Annotated in this window: 18 protein-coding genes and 2 pseudogenes; 11 read left to right on the top strand and 9 right to left on the bottom strand. The window is 51.5% G+C overall.

Going from position 1 to position 24,401, the window contains the following annotated elements:
• Positions 1-45: 45 nt before the first annotated feature.
• From EGH23_RS17440 to EGH23_RS26460, 3 genes and pseudogenes are all read left to right on the top strand, one after another.
• Entirely contained in the window at positions 46-1,596 is a 1,551-nt protein-coding gene (locus tag EGH23_RS17440; protein ID WP_220581258.1) for a hypothetical protein, read from the top strand.
• A 68-nt stretch (positions 1,597-1,664) separates the two neighbouring features.
• Positions 1,665-2,085, top strand: a pseudogene (locus tag EGH23_RS27240) (transposase domain-containing protein); the annotation flags it as partial.
• Positions 2,086-2,090: 5 nt separating this feature from the next.
• Positions 2,091-2,409: pseudogene (locus EGH23_RS26460) on the top strand (IS1595 family transposase); the annotation flags it as partial.
• A 138-nt stretch (positions 2,410-2,547) separates the two neighbouring features.
• Here EGH23_RS26460 and EGH23_RS17445 read toward each other — a convergent pair.
• On the bottom strand, positions 2,548-3,777 hold the full coding sequence (locus tag EGH23_RS17445) for a glycosyltransferase family 4 protein (RefSeq protein ID WP_220581259.1): 1,230 nt from the start codon (positions 3,775-3,777) through the stop codon (positions 2,548-2,550).
• Positions 3,778-4,054: 277 nt separating this feature from the next.
• On the opposite strand from EGH23_RS17445, the gene EGH23_RS17450 reads away from it, so the two are divergent.
• Positions 4,055-4,987: an NAD-dependent epimerase/dehydratase family protein gene (locus EGH23_RS17450; protein WP_220581260.1), complete on the top strand. Its 933-nt coding sequence runs from the start codon at positions 4,055-4,057 to the stop codon at positions 4,985-4,987.
• Positions 4,988-5,083: 96 nt separating this feature from the next.
• Here the strand turns inward: EGH23_RS17450 and EGH23_RS17455 are convergent, their stop codons facing one another.
• The 4 genes from EGH23_RS17455 to EGH23_RS17470 all read right to left on the bottom strand — a co-directional run bounded on the left by EGH23_RS17455 (position 5,084) and on the right by EGH23_RS17470 (position 7,398).
• Positions 5,084-5,644, bottom strand: coding sequence for a metal-dependent hydrolase (locus EGH23_RS17455; protein WP_220581261.1), 561 nt, complete (start codon positions 5,642-5,644; stop codon positions 5,084-5,086).
• A gap of 690 nt (positions 5,645-6,334) precedes the next feature.
• The gene (locus EGH23_RS17460; RefSeq protein WP_220581262.1) at positions 6,335-6,586 is read right to left on the bottom strand and encodes a hypothetical protein; all 252 of its coding nucleotides are present in this window, start codon (positions 6,584-6,586) and stop codon (positions 6,335-6,337) included.
• Positions 6,583-6,876 (bottom strand): hypothetical protein, encoded by a 294-nt coding sequence (locus EGH23_RS17465; protein ID WP_220581263.1) that lies wholly within the window; start codon positions 6,874-6,876, stop codon positions 6,583-6,585. The genes EGH23_RS17460 and EGH23_RS17465 overlap by 4 nt, the downstream gene beginning before the upstream one ends.
• Before the next feature lie 153 nt (positions 6,877-7,029).
• Positions 7,030-7,398, bottom strand: coding sequence for a hypothetical protein (locus EGH23_RS17470; protein WP_220581264.1), 369 nt, complete (start codon positions 7,396-7,398; stop codon positions 7,030-7,032).
• A gap of 326 nt (positions 7,399-7,724) precedes the next feature.
• Here EGH23_RS17470 and EGH23_RS17475 point away from each other — a divergent pair, with 326 nt between their 5' ends.
• The 4 genes from EGH23_RS17475 (at position 7,725) to EGH23_RS17490 (ending at position 11,673) form a co-directional block, all read left to right on the top strand.
• Positions 7,725-8,027 (top strand): helix-turn-helix transcriptional regulator, encoded by a 303-nt coding sequence (locus tag EGH23_RS17475; RefSeq protein WP_220581265.1) that lies wholly within the window; start codon positions 7,725-7,727, stop codon positions 8,025-8,027.
• Positions 8,028-8,130: 103 nt separating this feature from the next.
• Complete coding sequence (locus EGH23_RS17480) at positions 8,131-9,006, top strand: hypothetical protein (protein WP_220581266.1); 876 nt, start codon at positions 8,131-8,133, stop codon at positions 9,004-9,006.
• 559 nt (positions 9,007-9,565) lie between these two features.
• The gene (locus EGH23_RS17485; RefSeq protein WP_220581267.1) at positions 9,566-10,246 is read left to right on the top strand and encodes a hypothetical protein; all 681 of its coding nucleotides are present in this window, start codon (positions 9,566-9,568) and stop codon (positions 10,244-10,246) included.
• Between the two features lie 638 nt (positions 10,247-10,884).
• Positions 10,885-11,673, top strand: a complete 789-nt coding sequence (locus tag EGH23_RS17490) for a hypothetical protein (protein ID WP_220581268.1) — start codon at positions 10,885-10,887, stop codon at positions 11,671-11,673.
• A 736-nt stretch (positions 11,674-12,409) separates the two neighbouring features.
• Here the strand turns inward: EGH23_RS17490 and EGH23_RS17495 are convergent.
• Together EGH23_RS17495 and EGH23_RS17500 are read right to left on the bottom strand one after the other, a co-directional pair.
• Entirely contained in the window at positions 12,410-13,471 is a 1,062-nt protein-coding gene (locus EGH23_RS17495; protein WP_220581269.1) for a DNA-processing protein DprA, read from the bottom strand.
• Positions 13,472-13,477: 6 nt separating this feature from the next.
• Complete coding sequence (locus tag EGH23_RS17500) at positions 13,478-16,258, bottom strand: RecQ family ATP-dependent DNA helicase (RefSeq protein ID WP_220581270.1); 2,781 nt, start codon at positions 16,256-16,258, stop codon at positions 13,478-13,480.
• 514 nt (positions 16,259-16,772) lie between these two features.
• Between EGH23_RS17500 and EGH23_RS17505 the strand changes: the two genes are divergently transcribed.
• The 3 genes from EGH23_RS17505 (at position 16,773) to EGH23_RS17515 (ending at position 21,587) form a co-directional block, all read left to right on the top strand.
• Positions 16,773-17,852 (top strand): HNH endonuclease, encoded by a 1,080-nt coding sequence (locus tag EGH23_RS17505; RefSeq protein WP_220581271.1) that lies wholly within the window; start codon positions 16,773-16,775, stop codon positions 17,850-17,852.
• Between the two features lie 70 nt (positions 17,853-17,922).
• A complete protein-coding gene (locus EGH23_RS17510) occupies positions 17,923-18,783 on the top strand; it encodes a MarR family transcriptional regulator (protein ID WP_220581272.1) in 861 nt (286 codons plus the stop codon).
• Between the two features lie 1,256 nt (positions 18,784-20,039).
• On the top strand, positions 20,040-21,587 hold the full coding sequence (locus EGH23_RS17515) for an Hsp70 family protein (protein WP_220581273.1): 1,548 nt from the start codon (positions 20,040-20,042) through the stop codon (positions 21,585-21,587).
• 126 nt (positions 21,588-21,713) lie between these two features.
• Here the strand turns inward: EGH23_RS17515 and EGH23_RS17520 are convergent, their stop codons facing one another.
• Both EGH23_RS17520 and EGH23_RS17525 read right to left on the bottom strand, forming a co-directional pair.
• Positions 21,714-22,760: a hypothetical protein gene (locus EGH23_RS17520; protein ID WP_220581274.1), complete on the bottom strand. Its 1,047-nt coding sequence runs from the start codon at positions 22,758-22,760 to the stop codon at positions 21,714-21,716.
• Positions 22,761-23,133: 373 nt separating this feature from the next.
• The gene (locus EGH23_RS17525) at positions 23,134-24,381 is read right to left on the bottom strand and encodes a DnaJ domain-containing protein (RefSeq protein ID WP_220581275.1); all 1,248 of its coding nucleotides are present in this window, start codon (positions 24,379-24,381) and stop codon (positions 23,134-23,136) included.
• Positions 24,382-24,401 lie beyond the last annotated feature (20 nt).

Consider the following 24,401-nt stretch of genomic DNA (forward strand, 5'->3'; position numbering starts at 1 on the left):
TGCCAATAAATTATTATATATAGTATAATAATCGCACGCTAGAAAATGAGAAGAAAAACAAAAATAATTATAACGACCCTTCTATTTTTGGTCCCGCTATTTATAAATGAATCATTATCGAAATCTGTATTCTATAAAGACGTATTCTTTTATGCAGATTCTATTGTTGCAAATCATATAATCCAGTTTGGCCACGTTCCAATATTTTCAACAAAAACGATTTCCAATAATTCTCTTATTTACTGGGGAAAAACTTCGACAAGGCAGTCCCAACCTATTCTGCCTATCTTTGTCTCAATGACTAGCTTGATTACTGACTCCCCGAGCCATATATTCTATAGTAGTCTGCCCTTATATTTAGTCCGAGGTCTATTTTATTATATACTTGCCCGGAATTTTAGCTCAGCAAAGATTTCGATTCCAATAGCATTTGCTGGCATGATTGGTCCTCAATCGTCTCCAATTAATACTGGTGCACGTGCTTTAGATAGCATCTTTTTTCTCATAGTGATCTGGCTTAGTGTCTACAGCTTCCGAACTCAAGAGAGCAAGTTACCAGGTGCTATTCTGTTACCTATTACTCTTTGGTCTCTGTTATTTTTATACCCAAGAGCCTTTATGGAGGCAGCTATATTTTCAATCCTTTCTGCCGCCGCGCTATATAAAATTAAGGGTCGTGTTGCATGGGGAGGATTAATTACCATCATTTGTGGCGTTTGGGTTATCTTCTATATTCCATTCAATGTCTATGCATTTTATGCATCGGATATACTGTTATTTATTACGGGCAGTGGGAACTTATTATCTTCAGCATCATCTACGGTACTATCAACAGCGCTCAAAAGACCAAGATATGGCTTAATTGCCATTATACCTCTATTTCTACTGGGTCTATTAGGTGGAATAAAAGTACTATTCGATATTAAAAACTGGTTTCTTGAGAATGATCCTATTCAGTATGCTAAAATCCCGATGTTTCTATGGGGGGTCTCGTCTATTATTTTTTCTCTGATGCATATTGCAACTGGACAGATTTGGCTTGTTTCTAGATATATTCCTATTTCTCTCCCCCTTGCCACTATTGCTGTCTCTATAGGCCTCCAAGATATATCACTCGGTTTATCTGAGAGAGTTAATGGTAGAGTGGTATTAAATATTCTTTTAATAATGATTGTTTCATCTGTATTCCTTTCTTATACTTTCATTGCAGGTTCCGCTTGGACCAATATTCACACTTATTCAAGCCAAGAAATAGAGAGTGCTGAGTGGATAAATAACAATTCGAACGAGATAATTATTTCTGATTTATCACAGGGTGCATTATTGGCTCAAAATTCACACACAGCTCGATATCCACTCAACCAATCGTCAGTACATGGGATATTTTATAGCCAGAATATGAGTAAATTTAATATCGAAACAGAAGCAGGTATTTTCCTTCTCAATAGAGAAATGACAACTGATGGGTTCTTTATTCCGTCCTATCCACGTCGCCCAATTTCTACCGAACATTATAATACTATCATATATAAAAGTAATGTAATATACTCGAATGGTGATTCTAGAGTGATAGACTCAAAAAATGACGCATCTTAAAATCTTCTGTCTGCCATTCTCTAGCTGAACGAGTTTGAGAAGCGAGGAGATCGTAGCGAGAAGTGTCTGTGAAACTTGCAGACCTCCTCAGCGAAACATTTAATGAAGACAATGAATACGTGGGAGAACAAGCGTACCCTGACATTCGTCCGACGATTTGGAGTCCGTCTCCAGACGGTAGGGCTTTTGATTAGGGAGACAGTCACTATCTTAGACTTCTGGGTGTCGGTCGCCTCCACAGTTCGGTCTGGAACGGGTTCATACACTGTCTGAAGTCCAGAGTGACCCGCCAATGACCGGAGCCATCGTGGATCACGGCCACGAGAAATAAATTTCGGCTGACGGAGAAAAGAAGGTGTTATACGCCGCTATCGACACCGACTCAAAATTGCTGCTTGAAGTTCATGTGTTCAGCCGTCGTAGGACTGACTTATAGCAGCATTCTTCCATCGGCTCGTCAAGGAACACTACGTCGCTCATATGAGTTTCTCGTCGATGATTCGACTCTGCTTGGTGACCACGATTATGAGTCACTGACTGTCTACACGGACGGATTTCGGGCCTACCCCGAAGGGGACGGTAATGAGTTCGACCGCAAATAGATCGTCTATAGTGGCGGTGAATACGCTGACGGCGATATACCTGTGAATACCTGCAGAGCCACGCGTTCTAACAGACGCGTGGCTCTCGTCTCACCGAGGAATCTCAAAAGACAAGCTAACACCGTATCACAGAACGTTTCAGCTCCGCCGCGAACTCTACAGAAAACCAGTGATGAAAACGCTCAAAAATGCTCTTGATGTCATCCTCTAAAAATTAATATCATACTCCCAAGAGCGTTCTTGGCGATTATGTACAGAAGTGACTATATCTACGAAACTCATGACTTAAGTTCTGTGACAACTCTTAATAATACACTGATTATTTTAACAGAATTTATAATATTCAGAATTAATTTCGGATTTTGGAACTATAAATCTGATTATTATAGATATCTATTAAATCACTGCCGACAGATTTGTAGTGGATTTTCTCAGCATATGTAGATAATGCTTTCTCCGAGTGAGAGAGGTTTCCCTTCAGGAATTCATTTACTTTTGATGCAAACTTCTCTTCTGAACCAATACTAAAGACCTCTCCCAAGTTATTTTCTTTAACTATCGACCCAATATCTGTAGGATGTGATGCAATAATACTGGTATTAGCCATGACTGCTTGCCTAAGGGGGCCGGAAATTCCCTTCGTCCTTCGATATGGGAGGACAAGTAAATCTGATGAAATAAAGTAGGATGCTAATTGATCCTCTGGAATATATTCGAACCGGGTGATTATATCAATTTGAGAATCAGTATTCAATTCTTCAATGGTACTAGAATCTACATATCCTTCTTTGCCAGCAAATACTATAGCACATTCTTGAGTGATATCTTCAAGTGCATTAACCAAGATATCTGGACCTTTCTCCTCTCGCATTTCTCCGAAAAATAAAATAATTGGTTTTTTCAACGGAAGATCGAGCCCCTTTCTTGCTTTTTCTTGAGAAATATCTTCTGATAGAGGTGCTGTAGGTGCTGGTATTTTTGTAACATTTTCGCTTGGGATTCTAAAGATTCCATTCATAAGTCTAGCTCTCAATTCTTCAGAGTGTGTCAACAACTGGTCTATATAGCCAAATCGAACTAAAGAATATGTTGAAATATCGACCATTATCTGAAGTCCTTTCCTAAGCTCCGATGTCAATTTCTCTTTTGAAAATTTATTAGTCGGGTTGGAGCTTCTATAGGGATGATCTCGATGTATAGTTGCGACAGTAGGGGTATCTAAACCATTTTTTATAGCAGACAATAGTAATGGTGGCTGGAGAATATCTAGTGTTAACAAATGAATAATATCTAATTCTATACAATTTGAGATATTTTTTAATTGGTTATAATAAGCTATATTTTGATTGATGTACTTTAAATACCCTGGAGAATTTCCAGCTACAGTAGATTGCACTTCAACGATCTCTAGACGACTATGATTGTCAAATTCTTTTTTGCGCTTATGATTCTCTGGGATAAATAGTGTAACCTCATGTCCTAATTCAATAAGAGACTGAGAAATTAGATTTGCATATGGCGTATGGTGCCCATCCCATCGTAAACTTACTAAACCGATTTTCATATGTGAATTAATCATGACTAACTCTGATACCCAATTATAGTGGTTTGAATACTATTCTATGGAATAATAAACCTTCTACTTTCTTTTCGCTTAGCTTTAATATGGTCTTCAACATAAATATATCTAGTATCACATCGAAAATATAGTCGGTAACCAAATCACTAATATCCGATTTGGATAACTAATACTATATTTTAATGATTGTAAAATATCTATACCATCATGATTTAATGTACTATATCGAATTCTTGCCAACCACAAAGCTATTTTTCTCTCGCCATAGAGTATTCATGTGAAAATTGACGAAAAGAAAATTGTCGTCACTGGTGGCGCTGGATTCATCGGTTCACATCTCGTCGATTATTTGGTCGCGACGAACGACATCACCGTAGTTGATGACGGCTCGAATGGCCACCAAGAGTGGGTCCACGACGAGGCAACGTATCTTGAGGGCGATCTCACTGACGAAGCAGTCGTCGCTGAGGCAATTACCGCTGAGACAGACCTCGTTGTCCACCTTGCGGCCTCGAAGCTCGTCGATACCGACACACCCCGGCGGCAGTTCACCGACAATAGCGCAATCACCTACAATATCCTGGAGCGAATGGATGATGTCGGCGTTGAGAACCTCGTGTTCACCTCCTCCTCAACTGTCTATGGCGAAGCCCCACGCCCGACACCCGAAGATTACGCTCCACTGGAACCGATTAGCGTCTACGGCGCGACGAAACTCGCCGAAGAGTCTCTCATCTCGACGTACGCCCACAGCCACGATATCCAATCGTGGGTGTTTCGCTTCGCCAACATCGTGGGTCCACGTCTGGCTGGCGCAGTGATCCCAGACTTCATCGACAAACTCCACGAGAACCCCGACACGCTGACCATCCTCGGCGATGGCCGCCAGCAAAAATCCTACATGCACGTTGAGGAGTGCATCGACGCGATGGTCCACGCTGTCGAACACGCTGACGCCGAGCACAACGTGTTCAATCTCGGCACACGGACGACCACCTCTGTTGACCGCATCGCCGACATCGTCGCCGAGGAGATGGGCATCGATCCCGAGTACGAGTACACTGGTGGCGATCGCGGCTGGACTGGTGACGTCCCACGGATGCGCCTCTCGATCGACAAGCTCGCAGCGCTGGGCTGGGAACCTGACCAGTCGAGTGACGATGCCGTTCGCCAGTCCGCTCGTGAGCTCATCGAAGAACGCTCAGCATAGGCCAGACCCTGTCGTGAACAACCCAAACCCGGTATTGGGTAGCTCATGCCCGGAACTGGGAGCGGACTTGACGGCGTTCGATGACTCTCCGGCGGCTCACCTCGGGTCAAGATAGTATAGAGTGGTCCGAAGCCCGGGCTGACCCTTTAGGATCCAGTGCCCGAATGCAGCGACAAATAACAGACTCTGAAAGACCACGTATGGCTCGAAAGCAAATGCGACGAAGTGGCTGATAAACGACGAGTCATTTGGATACGGCGGTGGCGCCAGTAGCGGCCAGACGAGATACGTCGTCCATGTAAGCTGACTCAAATCGCCCTGTAGCAGACCGAGGACCGTACCCGGTCCTAAATCGCTCAAGCTGTGTGCGACATAGCCGACAGCGAAGGCGAGGACAATCTCTTCGCGCTCGTAGACACGACTGATCCAGTAGAGAACAGTAAGCAGTACCGCTGCAACCACCAGCGAATGAGCCAACGATCGCCCGGAGGGAAGTATCGGGACACTCCAGGCAAGTGGCTTGTCGACGAGATCGGGAAACTGCGTACCAAAGGCAACAGCCAGCAAGGTCGCCGCCGTCAGTCCCCTCCTCGCTCCCAGACGTACAATAGCAAGATAGCAGAAATATCCAACTGCGAGATGTCCCCAGGGCCACATTGTCAGGTATTGCTCATCCGAATATCTGTATTCATAGGAAAAAAGAGCGATTTGGTCAACTCAACTGGAGTTTCGCAGCGGACGTACTAGACGTTTGTGGAGTCGTCAGTCGCCGACTTCTGTGCTGTCTTATGGCCCGCAGTTCGATAGACGCACTGCGCACAAACCAGGACCTGCGGGAGCGTCCGTACCGGCAGACACACGCAGTGGACATCTCTGCCGAACTCATACTCCCGTCGTCCTCCTCCGCGAGCGTCGCCTGCGGAGTTACTAGTCTATTTATAGATGAGCAAGGCGAGTGCCTCGGGGCTTGCCACCGAGACGATTCACAAACTCTGTCCGAAGATGAAGGCGACAAGGACGACTGCGACTAGAATGGTGAAGATGAGCATGAGCAGGACGATAATGACGGGCGAAACCGCATTGTCGTTGTGCAATAGTGCTTTCAGCGCCATCGACCTACTAGAGCTATCAGTAGCGGTAGCAGTAAAAGGATAGCTGCTCACGTCGATGGAACGAGAACCGCTCACCGCTCTATTCAGAATAAATCAATGACTCATGGACTCAATGATTGTGTTGCCCGCCCAGTCACCAGGGCTGTTACCAACGCGATGCTGGCTGCAACTGCCCACGGGTCCGGTTGTTCCCTAGACTGAGCGCGAAAACCGGTCGAGGGTTGGATGGCGGTAGCTACACGGTTGCGGTTACATGCTGATACTCAGCCTGCGACGGTGTCGGCTGTAGCGTCAATCCAGCCAATGCCAGTTCTCGAAGTACTTCAGGTGGTACTCCCTCCGTCTCACGAAGCACTGCATCGAGCGTCCACGCATCGTACTGACTGGCGTTCGGTGCGATCACGTCGACAGCTGCAGTCGGCATTGCGTCCTGAATCGTCCGTGCAGCACGTCGCACTTGCTCCCGTTCCTCGACAGTGCAGCTCATGCTTCGACACCTCCGACAAGATCTCCGACCAGTGAGCCACCGACACGTGGGCCAATGTCCCAGCCACGCTGCTGTCGCGTATGCTCGCACCAATCTTGTAGGGTCTGGCACGGCGTTTCGTCGAGCTCGAACTTCTCAGCGTTCAGATCTTCGTCGACGACGACAATGGCGGACTCGTAGCTGTCCCAGTGGTGGGCAGCGTTCTCGCCGTCAACCCCGATGAAGGAAGGGTCCTGGGTCAGTCGATTGCGGGCGATACGTTCTTGGGGATTGGCTTGCGTAGTTGCCATTGGTTCTCCAGCAGAACCCACGCGCCTCGGTGCGCCAACACCGGGGCGATTTCCTGAAAGAAATTGCCCAGCGACGCGTGTGTTCCTACTCTATAGAAGGGCGGTGACGTACTTAGTATTTTTGCTTATAGACCAAAATAACGGCCAACAAGGTCAAGATGTATCTTCTATTTCGTCCTTGCCTTCCTCACTAATGATGTAGTAAGCCCGGTCGTCAGGATCTGCCTCTCTAATTTCACCATCATCAAGTGCATTCTTGTCAATACGGAGAACAAGCCCCTCTTCAACAAGCTCCTGTAGATAATTCTTCACAGTTTCCTTCCCAACCCGGAGATTCCGATGTAGTCGCAAATTTCGATAGATAAGGACAGGAGGCATTGCGAGAGGATATTCGCCCATGAATTGGAGAATCAAGTCTTTTCTCTCGCTTTTCACCATATCCCCATTCTCTGGACCTAATGGCATATTCTCACCGGTAAGATGGTTTTTACATCTACAAGCTGATTCTTTAGTCTGTTGCATACGAATTTAGCTTGTTAGCCAAAACACTAAGTGCTTGCGCTGTACACAGTCATAGCACAGCCGACGCGTCGCTCCTCGGGCGTCGTTGGAAAACCGAGTGCGACGCCGTGTCATCAGCACGGGCGCCGCGTCGGTCAAGCAAACTGCATGAACGCACACGCAACGGGGAGTCTTGAATCCTTCCCAGGGACTGCGTCGTATCGCCAGCCGACAATTAAGCGTCGTTGTACCGAGTCACGGCATCCACGACCGGCCTGTCGTCCATGTCCTCACAGTAACCGTTGGAGCCCGGTCCACGACCGCAAAGTCACCCCCGGAGCCCCAGCATGACGCTCTACAACCTTACAGGCTTCCAGCGCGACCTCCTGCAAGCCATCGCAGCCATCGAGGACCAACCCTACGGCCTCGCACTCAAGGACTATCTCGACGAGCGCTACGCCGACCCAATCAACCACAGCCGCCTCTACCAGAACCTCGACACCCTGATCGACCAGCAACTCGTCACGCGCGACCCGATTGACGACCGCACGAACGCGTATACCCTGACCGACGCCGGCCAGCGACAGCTCACCCACTACGCGGAGACACTCCATGCGGTGTCGCCCGCCATCAGTGGGCCTCGCTCATGACGGCCCCCACACAGTAACCCAGCCCCACACGTCCAGCAGCCACCGCTTTGGCCCGTACCGTGGTCGGTCGCCCTGGTTCGATTCCGGGACGGGCACTGCAGCAATGTCCAACCCAACTTCCACCGACAGTCCCGTCGATGAGCGAGACGCGGCCGTCGCCGACGCACTGGATATGACTATCGGCCAGACCGAGCCCGCACTCGAGGACTGCCTCGACCAATTGGCCGACCACGACATCGACCCGCTGGTCGAACAACTGCTGGCAACGCTCGTCGACACCGTCAGTGACCTGCAGGACACGATTGAGGACCTGCAAGACGCACACGAAGCGACTCACGACATCGCCACCACAGCCAGCGCTGCGAGCGAACAGAACGCGTCAGAAATAGACGACCTCGACACCCAACAGGAGGAAACCCACGAGGTCGCCAAGAGCGCTATCGCGAAAGCCCAGCAACTCGAAGCTGACGCTGACCACCAGGAAGACGCCGAACAGTTACCCCATGGCGTCGAACCAAGCTCCTCGCCGCTCGATTTCTTCGCGAACTGTCGCCACCAGAAGATCAAGACGATGTTCGTCGAGGAGTCCAACCGCCAGAACACCTTCCGTGCGATCAGTGTCGCGACGCGCTGGCCCGAGTTCGCCACCGAACGGACTGACGGCAGTGGCGTCTTCTTCACGAAGGATGATCTCGAAGACGCCTTGCTCGCGGAACTGGGGTCGACGCCCCATCGCCAGACGGTTGCCCGTGTGTGGGACAAGCTCCAAGAGTTGGGCGGCACGGATCTCGTCCACAAGACGCGGCAGGTCGGCCGCAAGCAGGACCAGACCGAACTGCTGGCGATGGATATAGAGACCGCTGAGGGCTTGCTGGACAAGCGCTACGTTGGCCTTGACCTGCTGGATGGGAGCGAGGACAAAGCAACCACGGGCGGTGTCACGCCCGTTGTGACGGGCGAGGAGGGGGCAACCGCGTGACGCACGGGAACTGAGGACAGAACGGGCGTCAACCGAGCTGTGGGAACACGACGGCACGTGCCCTGCCGTCGTTGGCATTGCTGTTTGCTAGCTGCAGGACTGGGCGGGCGGCCCTCCTATTCAGGAGCCGAGAGAGTGTACATAACACGAACGAGGCAGCGGCAGTGTTCGGCGCCGTCACAACGGGTGTGACGGATACAAGGGGTTCTCTTGCAGCGACTTAACTGGATATCGCCGTTCTCATTATAGTTTAAATGGTCTGTCTATCTCTTCAAAGATGTACTTCGGTTCGAGCCTATCAGATACCTCTAGCGTTGTGCTCTCCTTTAGGGGGAACCAATTCGTGGACAGATTGTAAATAGCACTCGAAGCTGTGTCATTAGCTACGTAATAGGCGGAGCTCGAACGACTATTGATATCTTCTATCTGAGTCTGCACAAAATACCTCATTATCGTATTCTTCCCGATTCCTCTGAGACCGAAGACTCATATCCTTTAACCCAGAAGCAAATAGCAACCATAAGTTTAATTAGCTGGAAATTCAACTATAGGTTGAAGCATGTCTGGCGAGTACGACTCCGAAGTGAGGAGGTTTCAGGACTTAACAAAGAGTTCAGAGGAGAACTACGGCTCCAGTTCTGAACTAAACGGTGCATTCTACTCAACACTTCAAACTCATCAGGAACAATACGGTGGTGGTGCCTGTAAGGCGAATCGTCACCATCCCGTTGAAGGACCTGCCACTCTCCTGCTGTCAGGTATCGAAGGTGGAGACCCTTCGAGCGGGGAAGTTTCTACGACAACGGTTACTTTGGATGAGGGAGATACTGCAACGATAGGGGTCGGAGATAAGCGTTTTCGAATAAAGTTTCGAGGACTTTTCCGCTCTAGACCAGATGCAAGTAACATTAACCACAGTCATGGGGCCGCCTTCGGACTGGATATTTGGGTTAACGATAAGGAACAGTGGATGTCAATTTTTGACTTTCAGGCATTCAATGAAGAGTTTGAATATAAATGGGAAGGTGACGTCGTACGTCTTGTCATAGATGAAGCACTTGGCCGGAATCCAGAGATGGACTTTGTGCAACTCGTAAGTGAAGGACTATCGCCAGCAGAGGCGCTCGACTATTGGATGGTCGAAGTACGGGGACGTTCACAAGCGGAGTGGGCTAAGGAACGGGGCAAAACTCCACAGGCAGTCTCGAAAAACGTGAACAACGCCAAGAAAACCCGGTAATCTCAAAATCCAACTTATTTAGGACTAATAAAAAATCTATATTCAATAGCTAAAAAGGTAAAACGCAGACCCAATCTGAAGTTATCACTTCCCAAGAGATCTAGGTTCAACTTCCACCCGGTTGCGTCGGGCCTACTCATCGCCGACAGATTCCTACGCTATGGATCTAATTCGTAGAGCTTGACTGGATTACAGCACTTTCTGGCAACTGGCCGCGACTGGCTGCAGTTCTGACTATTTTGGGCTCTGTTGAAACCCTCTCCACCTCTTACGGTTTCGTATAGCGGTTAGTTTCTGTGGCTTTAGTCGTGAGCGGCCAAGAGAGAACCTTTCTTGGATGTCAGCGACGGAGGATTTCAACAAGGCTCATATCTTTGGAATACCCGACACATCGAGTCAGTCTCGTTCGCTTGAAACAGACGGCTCATTACAGGCTAGCAATCTGTACGACTATATATCACATCGAAATATTGAAATTACTATCTAGCATGTATCTGGTGATGCCACGATTTTGGCAACGGAAATCAAGCAGTAAGGGCTCGCAGTCACCTTGGTTTGTGAAAGTAAAAAATAGGTCCTCCCCACCGCCAGCCTATACGTTTCAACTTGAATCAGCTGGAATACGCATCCTCAAAGGGATGGGACTAAAATCAGGAGACTCCTTCCCGTCCGAAGAGTTTTGGACACTTCGAGATCTCGGATATACCTACACACTCGGCAAACCAGCTGAAAGTGACATTGAGTCACTTCTTTCCGATGAGATCGGAGAATCTAATGTACAACAGCTATCGTTAGAGAAGCGAACACTATTTATTAAAGCTATACTGGACGAATACGAAATCACCGAGATTGAATCGCCCAAATTCTATCGTCTTCTCCGATCCGTTGAAGAAGGGTCACGAGATAATCGATTCCGGCTCCTTGAATACCTTACAGAGGATCTCTCCGTATCAGCAGGTACTGTTGATGGTATTGTCGGCTGTGGCTACACCTCGTCAGTATTTGGAGCGCTCGTCTGCAGCGCATTCAACGAGTATCTCAGCCAGTTCAAAGGCGAACTAGCCGGTGACTTTGAAATATTAGGGCATAGAGATGACTTCTCGTATCTGTTACTTGATCAATCCGCCTGGGACGATATTCCACTACTCAAGGGCTTTTCCCTTGATCTGCCTCAATCCTACTTAGACGAAGTACTTCCAGAATCCTCTGAGCCAAGATATGAAAAAGCCATACTAGAAGCAATTCATGAATCACAGTTCCTCGGAGACTCAATTGGTAGAGCAGAAACCACAATTGGGTCGGTAATATTCGAGGGTCTCAAGAACTCAAGTGCAGAAGATAATCAACATCTCTCTCTATCCCCGAAAATTCTGCTCATTATTCCCCGTCAATCCCTTGCAGATACAGAAGTTGTCAAGATTGTCTGATTGGGAATCGTACTGTCCTCTTTTTTGGCATCACGCCCATTCCACGAGCCTGTGCTGGTCGAGATTGCATATCACACCGGGTTAACGGTGAGTAGCTCAAGTCTGAACCCAGAATTCTAGTATACGAATTCCGACAACGACAAGCCACAGAGCAGCGATAGCCGGATTACGGTCGCGGCTAAGAATCGACTAATGTGACGGATTGGCACGCAGTTCGCAGGTACGCCGTACACTACGATGCCGATGGTGAGATAACACTCGAGAGACAGATCTCCAGTATTGCCATCAAGCGCCGGACTTTGTTCAAGATGTCTTAATCTGTGAGAATGGAGCTTTTCAGATAGTTGTGAGTGCAATCTCCTCAGAAAACACTACCAGCACGACGATGTCGTAGCTGTACTCCGTCGGCCCTTTCCCGCGAACTCGTCAAGTCCTCTCAACTTGGATTACTGAAATCCACACTCAGTGTACGTGCTGGCTACGCATGGCGCTCGAAGTCCACCCCCTCATTATTGCTGCCGTCGACGCTAACTAAGCGCTGACGACAGCGCCGCTCTATAGCACGGATACTATCGTTGGCATAGACCGTCCACTACTCGAGACAGTCGTTAGCTAATGTAAATTCTAAACTAGGTGGATTCATTGTGCCCCTTGCACCGGCCAAGGTAGTGATTCGAATCGACTACTGCCACCCTCTCCGGTGGCAGACATCTTCTGCGGTGCGGATGCGGTCGGATTACTCGAAGTCGTTGAGCGAGGACTGGGTATCGTCTGACGTACCTGGCTTGTCAGCTGCACGCGTTGGCTGGTCGTCTTGCCCCGCCGAATCAGATGCGCTCTGCCGCTGTGCACGGACCCACTTGTCGAACGAGCCTTCTCCAGGGATGGCAGTCGGGTCAATCGGGATGCCATCCCTCTTGATCAGGGCCTCGTTCCCCGGCGGCGTGTCATCGTGCGAGCAGACGAGGAGTGATGACCAGCCATGTTCAAGGTTTTCGATTGACCCCTCCCACGTGCCTCCGGTTTCGTTTCCGGACCGCACGACGACCGTGTACTTCCCGAAGCCATGAATCAGCTTGTTTCGCCCCATTGCCGCCCCAATGTTCCAGGACGTGCGTGGATGGTATGGCGAGGCAAGCGTCAACTGCCCTTCTATCACCGCCTCTCGGACAGTTTCATCTTGCAGGCAGTGGTGAATGCCCTCTGCGGGGAACTCGACCACCGGGCCACCTCGCTCCAATCCGGCCTTCTCGGAGGTTTCATCGATTCCCTTCGCACCACCCGAGACGATCCCGAACCCGTCGTCAATGACCGTTTCGACCAGTCGTCGAGTGTAGTCCCGGTCGGTCTCGTCTGCGTCCCGCGACCCGACGAACCCGACCGCAGTGGTCTTGAGATGGTCGCCCTCGCCGGCCACATAGAGGAAGGGCGGTGCCTTGCGATCTAAGATATCCGCCAGCCGAGACGGATACGATTTCTCATAAAGGGTCGTGACCCAGATGCCGCGGTTGTTGAGATCTTCGAGGGCCATTGCCAGACGCGTTGATCGACCGAGTCGCTGTGTTACCCACTCTCGGTCAGCCTGACTCGTCCAGATATCCGTGGGCCACTCGTCTGGTTCCAGTTCCAGGAGAGATCCGGGCGAGTCGAGAGCGGAATCGGCGACGTTGGTGGCGAAGTCCTGCCAGCCGGCCGGCCCCAGGCCATTGTCCGAACCCTTGTCATCTGGTTTCCCACCGAGGTGAGACGCGAGGAGGAGGACGACATGGCTATCGCGGGAGAGGTCGGGTTGCTCCATCTTAGCTCACCCGCCTCGGCGCTCGGCCAAGGCGAAAGGATACACTGGCCCGCTCCCGGCTAGGCGAAGCTCCTTTCCTGTCTCTGTCAGCGTCCACCTAGATGCGACTACATCGTCGACGAGGAGGACTGCCTTGGGGCGGACTTGGTCGGTAGTGTCGAACGCTCCTTCGACGTTCCAGCACTTTTGGTACGAGTTTGCCATGTCCTTCTGTGGATGAGTGTTTTCTACCTTCTTGATACAATCGATAAACGGGATGTCCAACTGCTCTGCCAGCCGGCTGGCGAAGTCGGTGACCACTCCATCCGTAGATGTCGAGGGGACGGCGGCAATCCACTTGGGTTCCGGAGACGGATTCCAATCCTCGCGGATGAACGCGGCGGCTGCCTCGACGAGATTGTCGTCGAAGTGGCCGTGTTCATACTTGCCTTTCCGCACTGCTGTTCCCCAGCCGGGATCATCCCAAACGCAGAGTGTCCGACCGGCCTTCAGGCGTACTGTCTCAGGAATTCGATCGCGACCGCCATTTTGCCTGTGTCTCTGCTTTCGGGGCTCGATCACGTTCCACCCTTCGCTCTGGTAGTGCTCAACTGCTTCGTGAATCAAGTCCTCATTCTGGACGGTGGTCGGGAGGAAATTGCCGTCGCAGTTCGCACACTGTCCGCACGGTTCGTCTAAATCTCCGTCGAGTTCGTTGTCGACGAACTGGGTGAGACACTCATTCGTGACAACGAATTCCTGCATCCGTTCGAGCTCTTCATAGCGCCGTTCCGTGACCTGCTCGAACCGCTCGGAGGCATACCGCCATGAGTTTGCAGTTCTCACATAGCCCTCATCCTCCCTGCTGATGGCGCCCTCCACCTGGAGGATATCGAGGCACTTGTTCAGCCGCCGCCACCTGATGTCTGTTTTCCTCAGTATCGCGCGTCGGTACAGTGGCTCATCACTTGTCTTGATCGCCGAGAGCACACTTTCGAAGTCCTCGGGCGCTGGGAATGCGTTCTCGATGAAATACTCCGCGATGTCGTCGTCTTCTTCGCCGGAGAGGAGGATAGCGTACGCCTCGTCAAGGTCTCGCCCGGCGCGACCGATTTCCTGGTAGTACCGAATGAGGTTCGGTGGACGATTGAAGTGAATGACGAAGCCGAGATCAGGCTTGTCGAACCCCATTCCAAGCGCGTTGGTTGCGACTAAGGCGTCGACCTCGTTGTCAAGGAGCTGCTGTTCGCGCTCACGGCGGGCTTCGTCGTCGAGCCGACCGTGATACGGGAAGACGTCGAGACCTCGGTCGGTCAGCCAGTCGGCGACGTGTTCGACTTCGTTGGTAGTGAGACAGTAGATGATGCCGGAAACTGGGGTTTCGGTCACGTTCTCGGCCAGCCACGCGAGGCGCCGTTCTCGGGAGCCGAGCTCGATCGTCTGAATTTTGAGCGAGTCGCGGACGAGCGTGCCGCGAACCGGCTCTAGGTCGGGAAGTTGTGTGGTGACGTCCTCGACCACTCGGTCGTTCGCTGTCGCGGTGGTTGCAGCGACCGGGATATTGTCCGGCAACCGTTTGATGATGCGCCTGATGCGCCGGTAGTCGGGCCGGAAGTCGTGACCCCAGTCGGAGATACAGTGGGCCTCGTCGATGACGAGCATTCCGAACCCCTGTTCCATCTCGGTGAGGACGTCCTTTCGGAATTCCGGATTCGCAAGTCGTTCGGGTGAGATGAGCAACACATCGCAGGTGCCATCGATGACCGCCTGCTTTGCCTCGTCCCACTCCTCCTCGTTGTTGGAATTGATGGTGATTGCGTTGAGGTTCAGGTGCTGATTGGCATTCAAGATTTGATTTCGCATTAGTGAGAGGAGCGGGCTGATGAGGAGAGTCGGGCCTGCACCCTGATCTCGGAACAAGCGGGTCGCGATGAAGTAGACTGAGCTTTTTCCCCAACCCGTTCGCTGAACGATAAGCAGACGCTCCTTCCCGTTAACCAGCCTGTTGATGGCCTCCCATTGCTGTGGCCGGAACTCGGCATCAGGACCGATGCTCTCTTCGAGGAGTTTCTGGGCCTGCCCCCTCGTAACGCGCGGTGACGGCTCGGAGGACATATCCCCCGGATTTGAATCCGAGTGCCGCGTTGTATGCGTGGTTTCGGTACTACGGTGGGTATGCTGTTGGAAGTGGGATTCGGACGCGAACGTCTCGCCACACTCCTCGCAAATGAGGTCTGTGTCGACGTCTTCCTCAGACGACTGTTCGTCGGAGGAGCTTCCTCGGATGTCGGCCTTAGCTTTGCGGGCGGCTGCTCTGAACTCTTCGGCCCGCTCTTTATCGAAGTAGCTCACCTCGATAAGCTCGTTGATGGAGGCATCCGCGACGGCGTCGAGATCGCGAAAACCGGCATTGTACAGCAGAAAGAGATACCGTAGCGAGTGTCCATTGAGGTGCAAGATAGACTTCTCGTCGCCGCTGCAAAACACCTCTCGGAGGGCAGTTCTTTTGGTTTCGAATGACCCACCCCGATACGCAATCTCAGCAAATGCTTCGGCGACCGTCTCTCTCGGTACCCCGCAGTTTGTAGCTATCTGGTTTTGAATCGTGTCATCGTCCCCTCGCAACTCCCTCGCTCCCTGCCGGATACAGCGTGCGATATCCGGGTTTATGGCCGAGACTTCGGCCAGTTCGTCGGCTGTCGCGTCGGCAATATCAGCAATCGTGGTAAATCCCGCCTCTCTGAGGTGCTTCGACCGAGTTGCTCCGACAGCGGGAATCTCAGTATGCGAGAATTGTGGTTCCGACATTCTAGTTACCTCGAATATACTTACCGGTTACATTATACTTTGTCAAATATATTTTACATATTGAAGGACAATACTAGCAGCAGGACGGGCAGACACCCCTCCTATTCAGAACCGAGAATGTGTCCATATCACGGCCGAGGCGGCGACAGTATTCGACGCCGTCACAACGGGTGTGACGGATCGAACAACAGATTTGGCTCTGCTGAACTCCTATTTTTCGGATATGAATACAGGTGAAACGCACTAATTGCGGACTGCCCAGCGAGCACGGAGATCACGCCGAACGACATGAGAGAGTTACTCAGGAACGAGCGCCTGTGCGTTGTTGAGGTCGTTTCACCTACTGCTTCTGTGGCTTTCCTGATGTATGCGTTCCGTTCGGACCCCCTCGGGTTTCTCTGTTAGTTATTCCTTGAACGTGAACAGTCCTCAAAACTTGGGCAATCGACGAATAACAGAATGATGGAAAATAACAATATTTAAACCAATATATTTTATCATACATCTATAGTATATGAGCCACTGGACGCAGGAGGCGCAGAAATACGGGCCTAAGTGGGACAGAATCGCCTCCGATGTGCGAAAGCGTGACGATTGGACGTGCCAACGATGCGGCATCAAAAGCGGTCCACACGCTGACGACGATGGACGTGTCTTGGATGTTCACCATATCGTCTGGAAATCCCGGGGTGGTAGTGACAACAAGCAAAATCTCGTTACGCTCTGCCGCCCCTGCCACGGTGTCCAACACCCCGAGAACGAGAACTTTGATCGTCACCGCCACCGCGCGGCCCTCTATCCCGAGGACGACGCTAATGAACAGGTAGCGTTTATCAACTCGGCTAAAGAAAGCGAAACCATCGATGCCTACCTCTCGCGGCAGTCAAGCAGGAAATGCCAGCGATGCCGGAAACTAGCTGACGATAGGAACGCTCTCCTCCTCTACCCCAACTTCACCGCATCTGACTTAGATGGGGACGCACCCGGCGAAAAATGCGCCGCGCTCTGCGAGCCTTGTGCAGGCCTCGTCCACTCCGATGACGCGGAGACAATTGACGATGACCTCCGCACCATGGGGAACGCGCCCGCTCCCCATGATCTTACCGACCGCATTGATGAAGCCGCTATCTCGGGATACTCCTCTACTCGCAAGCTTGACGCTACGCGCGAGCCCGTCAACTACAAGGAGTGGTTCCTATTCAAGAGCCCGTACCGCTACGTCCACGCTATCTGGCGGAACCTCGGAACGGTCGCATTGTTCATCGCGTTCGCTTTCGTTACGACGCGTGACCTTGAACGACTGGCCGTGTGGATGAACGTCATGGTGCCGTTACCTGCCCCCGGCTGGGATGCGTATGATATGGGCGTCCTGATGCTTCTCGGTGCCGGAATAGGCGCGTATACAGTACGCTGGGGCATCGCGGCCCTCACGCAGCAGCTCTGGCAGCGGTTCGACCCGAAAATGGAACCACATCACTTCGAGCAGACGGTGTGGTCGCATTATCGAGTGAAGACTGGCTTCCTGATACGCTACGTAGCGCTCCCGTATGCAGCCCTCGTCTTCGTAGCGATAGCCCTCACCGTGTTCCTATAGTCGGGTCCAGATATATATCAATTGAATAAATTTATTAACGTTCCAATCATCAGTTTGTCTACTAGATTCGATGACTAAGCTCGACAATCGCTACTCTGAAGAAATCAATATCGTGGCTAAACGCGCCGGTTTCGTGGAATATCTCTGGAATAATCCGCGACGTAAGCGTGAACTAGTTGAGGAACTTGACTACTCTCGATCCACAGTAAATCGTGCGGTTAGGGAACTGAAGGGTGCTGGATTTGTGAGAGATAAGGGTAACAGGCACGTCACTACCCTCACGGGAAAATACGCCGCAGAGCGGTATCATGCCTACATTCAGGAGAGTACCGATATTATTTCTGCACGAGAAATACTATCTCCACTCGACAACACACTTCTCTCGTCGGAATTTCTATTTGACGCCGAAACAGCCCTTCTAGCTGGCCCTGCGCCAAAACAACCAGTCGAATACCTCATTGAGGTCGCCGAAAATGCGAATACTATCTCTGCTTTTCTCCCCTCGTTATCTGATAAAAGAGAACTTGAACTTCTACTGGGACTTTGCTCTCAGCGAGGAGTGCAGCTTGGTCTGAACTTCACTAGTGAGAGTTTAGAGGAAATCGTTGATCGATACCCGGAGTTGATTCGAGGACTGTGCGATAATGAGCAGTGTACCGTCCAACAAGGCCCTACTCCCGATTTTTCTCTCTATATCATCGAAGCAGAAGAAGAAGCATCAGTTCTGATCATCGTCTACGACGAAATGCAGTCTGCTTACGGAATTCTGAAAACTAGTACAGCAACAGCCGTCAAAGAAGGGAAGGCCCTGTTACAGTCGTTCAGTGCTGGATTGACCGATGCGAGCGAAGAAATACAACAAGAGACAGTAGAACTTTCTTCGTCCCCTGTAGAATGGAATTCTCTCGTAGGAACTACTCACGGTCCTTAGAACTCGAAGAAGAGGGTCTGGAGAGCCGTAATCCTCGTACTCCAAGGCTGAGTATTTCTGCCAACTACCAACAAGTATAACCCACCCTCGAGTGCAGTTGAGATCTGCGCTCGACAGAGCAGTACCACATGGAGTCGACCGAGAACAGTTCGTTCCAAGATTCTTATTGCTGCTTAGAAACGGGACCAATTGGGATATCGTCTGTCTATTGTGAGTAAACAACAGCACTCCCTGTATCGGGTGAATTGCTGGTTCGATACGGATTTCTGCTCAACGCAGTACTGAAGGAAAATATCGAAGTGATTTTTGTCCTCAGTGTTTCTGCATGGTTACGGACAGAATCACGATACGTAAGTATTAGTCGTAAAAGATGAATGCTTCTTCAATTCAACTAACAGTAGCTGAACCTGAATACTTGCTTTTATGGTATCCATCAGGGAGTGACATACCGAATCACCCCTTGAGAATACATCAATCTATGAACACCACTTCTTGTATGGGTTTATTCAAGAACCTATCTGTCGGGGGATCGCGCCCGAAGAAGGACAAGGAGACAGGCTCAATACGGTGTGGAGACTGTCGGGAAATCATCCAGCCAGATGCGCGTCGATGTCCTAACTGTAATGCGAAGATATTCACACTACGAGGACGGGCGACTCGACGAGGTGGAGCCGTTCTCGCCTTGCTGTTCTTCGCAGGGGCTGGCGGTGGGGGAATTGGCAGTATAATTCTCCTGCTCCTTGGTCTGCTTATACTGGGAGTCGTCGGCTACTTCTACGTGAAGCGTCCCATCCACACACTTCGTCCTCCTCACCGGCCGCTGCGGCCCGAAGAACAGGCTCATCAGTCGGCTAATCAATCAGATTAGTGACGTTGACTTTCACTATCCTCTATAAAAACAATAAAAAGACAATGGATTAATTCTTCTAACCGTTCATACAGAGCTACTTTGTGACGAGCGGTCGAGAGCGTATCAGGGCTTGTATGGTGGAATCATTTGACTCTGCTGAACCCCTCAGAGAGTTATAGACTCGCCCGATAGTCTGGTCTAATGGGACGAATCCAAGTTATCGGGAGACGACTGGATTGGACGTCACCTTAGTGCCATTACGCGGTGATAGGACGCTCAAGTGCCGTTAGCATACTTGTATACGTATACAATGAGTAACCAAGTAGCAGTCGTATACCGGCTGTATATGTCCGCTATCGAAAAGATTATCTAAACAATTAACACATATGCGATTTAGAACTATACTATGGCAGACAACTGGACACTTGGGATTGACTTGGGAACAACGCGTAGCGCGATGGCTCATGTCGTAGACGAGGAGCCGAAAATCATCGAAAACAGCGAAGGGGAGAGTGTTACTCCGTCTGTCGTCCACTTGACTGAGGACGGTGAGTCCGTTGTAGGGGAGGCGGCAGTCGACAATATGATGATGAAACCGGACCGGACAGTCCGGGAGATTAAGAAACTCATAGGGACGAACGAAACGGTATTCCTCGGCGACGAGGAGTACAATCCCCAAGAGGTGTCTGCGCTGACTCTCCAGAAACTGGTGAACGATGCTGAAAATCGGCTTGGTGGCTCGGTGACGAACGCCGTTATCACAGTTCCAGCTTACTTTACCGACCGGCAGCGGAACGCCACGCGTGAGGCCGGCGAGCTCGTGGGCCTTGATGTGGATCGGCTGTTGCCGGAGCCGAGCGCGGCCGTCCTCGCTTATGGCCATCGCGAGCAGCAACTTGGCGAGGTCGAAAACGAGAATATTTTCGTGTACGACCTCGGTGGGGGTACCTTTGACGCGACGCTAGTTGAGGCTGAATATGAGCATAATTACATCGAAACGATCGCGACCGACGGTGACGACGTACTCGGTGGCTCCGACTGGACGGAAGCGCTCGTCCAGTACGCCTACGACGTAATCTATGAGGACACTGGTGTCGACATTAGTCAAAACGACGAGTACATTGAGCAGCGCGGGCGAATCTTCACGGCTGCTCAGGAGGCGAAACACGGCCTCTCCGAGCAACAGAGCGTGAACCTAACGGTTCCCTTTGTTGTTGCCGATCAGGGATACAACCTTGATAAGGAGATTACCAGGGCGGACTTCGAAGAGATGACTGCTGATCTCCTCGCAGACACGGAGCTCCCGATGGACGATATCTTTGCACGTACGGAATATACCGTCGAAGATGTTGACAGAGTCCTTCTTATCGGCGGCTCAACGCGTATGCCACAGGTCGAAGAGTTGGTTGAAGACTATTTCGGGATAGAACCGTCGAAGAAAATTAGCCCAGACCATGCAGTTGCGCTTGGCGCATCAATTCAGGCGGCCTTCCTTGACGACGACGTTACGGGAGCCAGTATTAGCGGCAATGAGGACGACGGCCCCAGCGGAGTTGTTCTTATTGACGTCTTGCCACGGACGATTGGAATTAAGGTACAGCCAGGGGATAAGTTCGACCCGATTGTCGAGCGAGACTCACAGCTACCAATCACAGAGCGATCAGAGGGATATAGCGTTCAACACGCTAACCAAACCTCAGTCGCGATCGAGGTCTTCCAAGGTGAAGACGAATACGCGCCGAACAATGAGAAACTGGGCGACGCATTGCTTGAGGACATCCCACCTCGTGAGCCGGGGCAGGGGCAGCTCGCTGTCGAGTTTACTGTCAACAGCGATGGAACACTCGAACTATATGGCGAAGACATGATGAGCGGGAAAGAGGTCACCGCCGAGATCGACTCGGCACTGGACAGCAACAGTCGGGACAAGGCACAACTGCCCCCTGACGCCTGAGGTATCGACACCGCTGCAGCGTTCAGAGACGAACGACGCATCCGCTAACGATTTTCTGCATCGCACGTCAGGGAAACGGAAGTCCAGCCACAGGCGCAACTGATAGTCAAATGGGAGTGAAATAGATCATTTCTCAGCTTCAGGAGTATCGAACAGTTCCGTAGTAGTCTCGATTGCCAGCCGCCGTGGCGTGAACGAGGCCTCGGCAACAGAAGAAACGCCATCCTCGCTCAGGTCAAGATCCGCTATTTGTGGATCATACACTTTGGCTGCCCCCAGCGGGGCGTACCGCTCTACTATCGGGAGCGTGCCGATCTGGGACGCTGTTTCCCACCCTGTTATGGCAGCGATGTCGGAGTCATCCGGAAGTGAGGCAAGGTCGTCAGCTACCAGATGCGCGCCGAGATACTGGACGAGTCGGCGACTAGTCCTGACATTCGAGTTGATGGCCCCTTCACCGTCCGACTGAACAGCCTCCATATGCTCCATTAGACCATCGTGGTCGTCGGGCGCTGGCTGGAAGACCGCCACAAGACCGACACCGTTAGTTGCGATTTCGTTAAACGTACTCGCCGACTCGATGATCCGGTGGCGGGGGTATTGCCCAGTGTCATCATAGTATAACGAAATGGCGTCGAGCACTGTTCGCACCGTCGCTTCAATCGTCTGGTTGGTCGCCAACACTCCAATTTCGAGTCCCTGAACGGGGGTGTCATCTTGGCGCCCCCCATCGCTTGACCCGCTCGGATATACCCAGTCGGGGTCGAACTCGGGTGTGTACTGGACCCCAGCCGGGAGATTCTCAGTCGAGAGATAACTGAAGTCGAACTCATCCGGTTGATTGAGGTCAACCTCGTCTGGTGTCAGATCGCGTTTGACCTCACGTATGGCCGACTTGTCACTGTTAGCCGTTGTGGTTAGATATTCGACGTTCGAGCCTATGAGCGGCAGGATTCTGGGCATCAATTCGGCTTCCATCCCGTCGAGTGGGATACCCTTGGAGAGCCACTTGTCCCCATCTTCGGCGCCCTTCTGTTGGGCTTGCTCGGCCGTGGCGTCGCTCTCTTCGGGTATTGTCTCCCCATCGGCAGCCCCATGTTCTGGTGTGACCTCGTTCTCCTCAACTGCTCTGTTCGATTCAGCCTGTTCGTTTGAGGCAGCGTCGTCCGTCAATGGCGGTTCGTCGTCCGATTCCGCGTGCGAGTCTGAATTTTGATCAGATACCATCAGTTGTCCTGGAGCTTCCGCTGTTCACTTGTCGAGGGGTGAAGACCGACCACAAGTAGCGCTGGTATGATCCAAATAGCGGTTCGTGGATTGCGCTTCAGGAAGGCAATGATACGTTCCCTTGGTCCCTCTTGCTGAGCCCGCATCAGCCGCCTGAATAGGCTGTCGTTGTTCTGTCTTCATTCCCTGTCCTCTCTAACCTGGACCATTTAGGAGAAAAATTATATTTTATTTATATAAGTGTTTTACTATATGCGGTTATTTTGGCGCCGTCACGAGGGAATCGGTGGTGTCAAATAACCGGTTATCGCCGTGGAACTCACCTACTGAGCTGCTGCCTCACCGCTGCAATCGGTGTCCCGATGAGTGCAAGCAGCACGATTCCGATACCGACGGTAGCAAGTGGCCCCGTCCCGGTAACCTGTCCGCTCTGGATGAACAGCACGATGAAGATGATCGCTGCGAGGGCACCGCCTGCCACCTCGATATTCTCAGTCCAGTCCGGAATGTCGACGACGTTGCTGACCCCGCGGAGTCGACCGTAGAGACACGCCACCGAGACAGCCAATAGCAGAATCGTGAGTGCACCCCCTCCAATGAGAAGCACGAGACTCCACAGAACAGCGAAAAGCGCGGGGAGCGCTAGGAGTCGTGTAGGCGTGGTACTCTTTGTGAACTGGTTGCCGACACTAGCCCTCCCACCGGAAGTGACTCTGTCGCTGAACCGGTCAAGATACGCAACGCTCAGCAGTCCAACGAGAGCGAGGCTAACGGCAACAGTCCCAGCATCTCGGATGATCGGAATAGGGACGCTGCCGAGTACGAATTCGACTACCAATACATAGAGCAGATAGCTCACACCGACGAGGTCAAGCAACGAGAACATCGTCGACACTTCCATTGCTGCGAGATCGACTGTCGACCGGACATGGTCGATTACGCGTCCGAATGTCCCCGACTCATCATCCTCTGTCTCGTCCTTGTCCGCATCGGTGGTTTCGTTCGTTCCCGTACGCTTGCCGCCGTCAGTTGCACGGGTGGAGTAGGTCTTCGAACTGTCCGTGTCGATGTCGGTTTCACCGGCCTGCCGACGCCGTGCGCGTTCGTGACGGCGCTCCTCACGGGTAGACCGATTCTGTTGCTGGTCGCGACTAGACGACCGTTGCTTGTTCCACTCTTGGTCATGGGTTTTGTGTCCCGATTCGGATTCATCAACCTCCGACTCCAGTCCGAGGTCGCGTGCCGAGACGCTATTTGGATCGCCCAAGGCGTCGTTTGCTTGCCACGTCTCGTAGGCTTCTGTCGCCTGCTCAGCTCCGAACCGTTCCCGAAAGGTATCGTAGTCTTCCTTCGAGTCCGTCGAATTGAGTGTCTGTCTGGCCTTGTTGAACTGCTTCCACCGCTCGTCAGCATTGTCGTGTGTCGATAGTTCTGGCTTGAACTCGGCGACGTACTTTTTCGTATGGTTGGCGATATCAGTCGCGTCAGCCGACGGTGGTACTCCGAGTCGTTCGTAGTAATCCTCCCTGTTGATATCGGGGGCAGTAAACTCCTGGGTAGCGCTCATGCTGAACCCCCTTTGTCCCG

The sequence above is a fragment of the Haloarcula nitratireducens genome, assembly GCF_019599505.1.